Here is a 7,016-nt window from a genome sequence, read left to right as displayed (position 1 = left end):
CATCTTCCAAGTTTGCCGAGGGTTTTGTATCAAGAAACAAAGCGTGTCCTGGATTGAAGAAATCTGGTGATCTTCCTTCAGCATTAAGTCCAGATAATATGTTGGAGAAATCCAAGTCCCGTAACCGCTTGACATTAGTTTCAACTACCCTGGCTTCCCATTCTCCCCGGGATTCCCCAGAGTTTGTCAGGGTAATGGTTTTAGATGTCTCATCTCCAGGTTCTAAGTTTAACTGAATCGAATCAGGAAGGAAAGTTATCGCAGGAGGGGTAACTGCCTTCATCGTCAATATGACATTAACCTCCGGATAGTTCGGGTCGTTTGACTTTATCGTTAAGCTAGCGGATATATTTTCACTTACTCTTGGTTGTCCCAACACCTCGACAACTTCCTCCATTCCTGGATCTAAACTGAACTCTGCAGTATTGGAAGAAAAGGCTGGGTGACCAAAGGTCAGTTCTTGAATCAAGAGCGAATCTGTGCCGTCGTTTTTAACTTTTATGGACATGGTACGATTCTTACCAATCCATACTTCTCCGAAATCTAATGAAGATGGATTGACCAGAATTTCAGGACTTCCGGTAACCGTAAGGTTAACAGGAATTTCGATATGAGAGGCCAAAGGATCGTTAGTACCGAGAGTCACAATCGCATTCTTTGTACCCGCGACAAAACCGGATGCATCAATTGAGAAATCAAGATCTGTTTTAGTACCCGCACCAACAACGCCCGAAGCGGGACTAACGGTTAACCAATGGGGCGATGTTGCTTGCAAAGCGTTAAACAAATTCAATCGTCCGGCAGCAACCATTTTGCCTTCAAAATCTTCGATCGGATCGATCGAGTTCATCAGTATATTTTTTAGTTCTTGATGGTTTGAGGAAGGGCTTTGTGAAAGAAGTACCGCGGCGGCACCAGTGACATGGGGCGTGGCCATCGAAGTTCCGCTCATGTAGGCTGTACCTCCGTTGGGAACCAAGTTTAGAATGCTGGTTCCGGGTGCTGCCAAATCGACAGTGTTTTTTCCAAAGCAAGAGAAATAGGCGAGCTTATCCTCAGGGTCCGATGCAGCGACGGAGATAATGTTGGCTGAGTCGAAGTTCGCGGGGTAGTGCGGGTTCTGATCATTGTCTGAACCGCTGTTTCCTGCTGCAGCACAGAATAAATGACCAGCATCTCCGGCTTGAGTAATAACATCTTTCAATGCCTGGCTGTATCCGCCTCCTCCCCAGCTGTTATTACTGATCGGTATTTCCATAGCTACACAGTAGGCAATTGCATCAATTGCATCTGAAGTGTAACCCCAGCCACCGTCTGCTAGAAATTTTAGGGCGGCTAATTTAGTATGCCAGGCAACTCCAGAAACTTGTTTGTTGTTGTTAGTTGCAGCAGCAATGGTTCCAGCAACATGAGTACCATGATTATGGCCATCCATTGGGTCATTATCAGAATTAACAAAGTCCCAACCATAAATGTCATCTACATAACCGTTCCCGTCGTCATCAATTCCGTTATTAGCTACCTCTCCAGGATTATTCCAAATATTTCCTTCTAAGTCTGAGTGAGTATAGTCAATCCCTGTATCGATTACTGCAACGACTACAGATTCAGACCCCTTCGCCAGGTCCCATGCCTGCTCTGCTTGAATTTTTTCTAATGCCCATTGGTCGGATAAGTCTGGATCATTTGGTAATGCGGAACGGCGGACAAGGTAATTTGGCTCAGCAAATTCTACCGCTGGATCTTGGCTTAATTGCTCGGCTAAATCGGCCAGTTCTAAGCCTTCTTCTGCCTGAACTAAGACCATATTCATTGCCGAAAGAGCTTTGGCAGTAGTGCCTGGTGTTCTTGCTGAAGCCAAAGTCTTTTGGATAGAGAATCTTTCACCCAGTCCACTAGCGTTTTCAAAGTTTGTTTTGCCTGTTTTGAAGGCAACAATTAACTCCCTAGGAGCATGCTCATTTGCAAAAGGATCTTCTGGAATGATTTCTCCGGACTCTGCATTTTGTTCGTTAAATTTAGTAGCTGCTGAATTTTGAGTGCTACTCCGAATTTCTTTTACCGTGTAGGAGCCTGCAGCTAGGCCTTGGTAGTTTTCAAGGGCAACTTGTTTGACCGTTGTATTGCCTGCTTCCACCGAAACATTCAAGACCTCAGGAACTACTTTCAATTTTGGAGTGGCTAAGCCTTTCCCGATTAATTCGATGGTGTTCGGAGAATTTTGTGCATTAGACTTTAATATTCCGGATGCTAGGTAGTTGTCCCCACTGCCAGGTTGGAAGGTTACCTTAAACTTTTCTGACTCTCCGGGTTGTAAGGCAAAGTTTTGAAAGTTTGATTGGAAAGCTTGATGGTCGATGGTTAAGCTTTCCAAAACAATTCCCGCGTTACCTAAGTTCGTAATTTCCAGTTCTTTACCTTTACTTAAGCCCACCTCAACAGTGCCAAAATCCATCACTGCTGGAGCAATCGCAATAGTTCGATCCTCCTCGATCGTCAATGAGACTGGTATAGTGACTATTTTCTTACCTGGATCGTTACTGCTAAGCTCTAGTTGGGCTTCATAGGATCCGGCACGAATTGAACCCGCTTTTAAAGTCAAATTAACGGACTCAGATTGTCCGGATTCAATGGTTCCTTGAGATTTGGAAGTGTGGAGCCATTTCGGAGAAGTCGAGATGCGGACGGTTGAGTCGGATTTAATTTGTTGGTTGTTGTAAGCAACGAGCAATCCAATATCCGCAGAGGCATTTTGAATACCGGTTGTTGCCCGATCGATTGGACCGTCCATATTCTCGTACTTTAAACGAATAACCCCCCCAGCATTTAAATTAATTTGAAAAGTATATTCTCCTTGTCCTGAAAAATCTTGTACTTTGTCGTATTGAACGGTTAATCCATTTTCATCGGATGAGTAATAAATATTTCCACCTCGAGACGGATCTAAATCGCTTGCAAATGCTGCGATCAAATTACCCGCCATCATATTTGTGGGCAAAGGGAAGTGATTGTGATCTGAGAATCCTTGACCAAGAGTTAAATATCCGTTCGAGCTAACGAACACCTGGTCAAAAGAATTCTCGTAAAAATCGATAGAGAAGGGGAGTGTGAGGCGAGTAAATCCGTCATCAGTTGAAGACAATTCCTCAAGTAATATACCGGTGGTGGAAATATCAGTCCAAATATGATCGGGTCCAGCGTTTTCGCTAGAGTCGCTCCAAGTGTAACCATGGTAATCTGGGCCCCCGCCTAAAGTTGAAACTGGGGAACCGTTCCTTTTGTCAACTGTTCCCTTTAACAAAGGGGCAAAGTGATCGGATGAAAAAACTGTTCCTAAGGAAAATGAACTGCCCATAAGCCCGTTAGCTCCCTTCAAGGACCAATTCAGGCTACTGCCTCCGGTATTTTGTAAATTTAGGGCAAATTGACTTTGCTCATTCATATTGATGGTTGCCGAAATACTTTGGGGATTATGAACGATTTTTGGAGCCATTGCCGCACTCCCAGTCATTGGTAGGTTTCGCACGGTGAATCCGTTCTCATCCGTAAATACCATTCCATTTGTTTCAAAAGCTCCTTCATTCAGAGGGGTGAAGTAGATTTTAGCAGAAGTTTTTTCTCCGGAAGCCAGGGTTATTGGAAAATCGAGGTGATGAGAAAAAGAGGAACCGGAAAACGCCATCCGGGTAATCGTAATTGGATTTGTACCGGCATTGAAGACTTCCACTAATTTTTCACTAGAATGACCGACAAAAACACTTCCAAATTCAAGATTTGCAGGACGAAATACAAGCCCTCCATCTTCACTTAATCGTTCGGCAGACACCTTGATGGCAACCTCTGGTTGGTCGGGGTCATTGGAAACAACGTCAATCAATGTTTCTTCATAGTTTGAAGGCATTTGACTGGCATTTACTTGAACGAGGACTTCCATCGTTTGTCCTGCTGCTAAGGATCCTTCACTAATTTCATCGAAAATAAGCCAGGGTGATGAATTTCTTTGCTGTATCGAGTAAATGAGATTTCCGTCACCCGAATTGTTCAAGACCATTATTTGTTCTTGAATCTCTTGATCTTGGAGCCCGAAATGTAAACTGTTCGGTTGAACAGAAAGGTTTGGAGTGGTCACCACTTGGGCATTCAAAGGTATACTTAGGTTGGATTCATTACTTGCATCACTCGTTACTTTAAGATTTGCAGTAAATAAACCTTCAGCAGGACCGGAGAAACTTACGGTTCCTGCTTTTGCGGTGTTAGGTTCAAGTACAAATGGAGTAGGGAAGGAAAGCTCAAAAGGAAGAGATTCATCATTTTGATTAAAGATAGAAATATCATTTACGGTTGTGTTTGCATTTCCTCGGTTGCTCAGAACCACTTCCAGTTTTTGGCTTTCTTCTTTCCCTAGAACTCCAAAGTCCAATGAGCTTGGCGTAGCAGAAATTAGGTTTTCCTCAGGAGGTTCGTTGGAGAGAGCTTGAAAGACATTGAGGCGACCTCCGGTTAGGCATTTCTCCAAGAGGGAATCCTCATTATCTACATTCTCCAATAAAGCATCTTTTACTTGGGCTGATTGCCATTCGGGATTAGCCGCAAGGATCAAGGCATAGGCTCCTGCAACATGGGGTGTGGCCATGGATGTTCCAGAATAACTGGCGTATCCGTTCCCGGGAATTGTGCTTAGAATGTTTACTCCTGGAGCAAACAAATCAACACTGGTTTTACCGTAGCAAGAAAAGTAGGCACTCTTGGCAAAATGATCGTGAGCACCCACGGAGATCACATTTTCGGATTCATAGGAAGCGGGATAGCTGGGGTAAGCATCGTTGTCACCTGCATGATTTCCAGCAGCGGCCACAAATCCAATGCCAGCAGCAGCAGCTTCATCAATGGCGGTTTTCATAGAGGATGAATATCCTCCTCCTCCCCATGAGTTGGAGGTCAGATCTACACCAATCTTCGTTGCATATGCGATGGACTTGATACCATCGGAAAGGTATCCCCCGCCGGATCCTCCCAGAAACTTAAGCCCGACCATAGAAACTTTCCAACTAACTCCGACTACTCCTTTACCATTATTTCCTACCGCCCCTATTGTTCCAGCACAGTGAGTCCCGTGTGAATTATCATCGTGTGGGTTGTTGTCATTATTGTAAAAGTCCCATCCGTGGATGTCATCGATATAACCGTTTTGATCATCATCAACCCCGTTACCCGCAATTTCGTTCGGGTTTGTCCACATATTTTCATTTAAATCTTCATGATTACGATCAATTCCAGTATCGATAATTCCAACGAGTACATCCTTACTGCCAGTTAAAAGATCCCAAGCTTCGGGACCGTCTATATCCTTATCAGAACCCCCACCAGTTTGACCTGTGTTATGAAGGCCCCACAATTCAAGCAACCTTGGATCGTTGGTGTTTTTGATGGCGTAGACGAAGTAATCCGGTTCTACAACTTCGACAAATTCGTCCAATTGTTCGATCGCATTTTGTTTAGTAATTACTTCGTCTAAGCTTGAGGGGTTATTAAGAGAAACGATAAAGTTTACTTCACTTAGTTTTTCTTTTATCGATAAATTCAAAGAAGCCAGGCGGTTTTCAAATTCAAATAGATCAACATCTGGACGGACTTGAAGAATTAAGTGAGTCGCAACTTGTGCTTGGACTGATTCAACACTCTCCGTTGCCTGGTTAAATGACTGACCCTTTTCCTGGACCATCATGAAAGGGTATTTTAGGTTTGTCTCAATTAAGGTTAGTCTGGTTTCAAGCCCACCGGGCAGATTGGATGGAATAATTTTTGTATCCATCGTATCGATGGTAACCCCCTCAAGTATTTCTAATGCTCGGTTTGCCGTCTTTGTTTTCGTTAAAACCTTTTCTTCTTTGGCCTTTAAAGGATTTAAAACCGCTAATTCTTCGTTGTCTAAAGGTTCCTTGTACTTGTCTGGTGTCTGCGGGTATTGCCTGTCGGGTGATGTTTTTTTCAATGCTACCCTTGGTTGGGTGCTATTTGCTGAGAATTGATCTTCGTCTTCTTTTGTCTCAATAAAGAGAATGATTGAAGCGACGATTAGGAACGAGAGGGGGAATAAGAATTTCTTCATAATAGGCGAGTGTTATTGATGCAAATACACTAAATATGCAAATATGGAAATATGCAAGAAATAAAATTACTTTCTTACGGATCCACTAAAATATTTTCGGCAAAACCTTTGATCTAGTATCGATTTGTGTTCTAGGCACAGCAGGCCCAGGGGAAGGCTCTTTTTTTGTATCAGTTGCGTAGGATTAGCCTGCTTTGAAGGATCAGCCCATCTTGCTGGTTTTCAAAACAAGTACATTAGATGGGGGGAACTCAATTTCGACTTCCTCAGCTAATGCCTTAATCAAGACAGAGAGACCTAACTACTAGTCGTCCTTAGCAAAAGTGAATAAACAGAAGAAGTGTTACGACCCAGTAAGTGAATCTGTAAACTGACCAAACTTTATGTTCAGAGGAGAAAACCTTAGATGAATTCGTTTATCAAATTCTCAAGCATTTCCTGGCGCCCGCTAGCCAGGCTAGGTTCGCCATGGGCCAATGCATGGGCTTCCAATTCCTCAAAGGTGCAGGATCCAGATTCAACTTTGGCTCCTACATTGGAATCAAAGCTGGAGTAGCGCTCTTGCACAAAATCTGCCAGGCGACCGTCTTCGCGTATGGCTTGGGCGATCTTTAGTCCACGGGCAAAGGTGTCCATTCCACCAACATGGGCATGAATCAAGTCGATGGGTTCATGGGATTCCCGACGACGTTTGGCATCGAAGTTAAGACCCCCGGTAGTGAAGCCTCCTGTATTTAATACAACAAGCATGACTTGGGTGGTGAGATACAAATCAGTGGGGAATTGATCGGTGTCCCAACCAATCAAGGTATCTCCGCGATTGGCATCAATACTTCCAAGTTTTCCGGCATTGGCGGCCACGGTGAGCTCATGCTCCATAGTATGACCTGCGAGGGTGGCGTGGTTG

The 7,016-nt window shown here is 43.9% G+C and carries 1 protein-coding gene and 1 pseudogene; both read right to left on the bottom strand.

Annotation, left to right across the window (positions count from 1 at the left end; translation table 11 throughout):
• The coding region (locus ACKPQ4_RS09720; protein ID WP_407680985.1) for a S8 family serine peptidase at window positions 1-6,109 on the bottom strand (6,109 nt) is incomplete at its 3' end.
• A gap of 402 nt (window positions 6,110-6,511) precedes the next feature.
• Window positions 6,512-7,016: pseudogene (locus ACKPQ4_RS09715) on the bottom strand (xylose isomerase); the annotation flags it as partial.

It is taken from the genome of Candidatus Chordibacter forsetii, from assembly GCF_964187505.1.
Classification (GTDB): Bacteria; Verrucomicrobiota; Verrucomicrobiia; order Opitutales; family Seribacteraceae; genus Chordibacter; species Chordibacter forsetii.
Note: the sequence above shows the minus strand (reverse complement) of the source record. Positions and strands in the feature narration are given on the sequence as shown.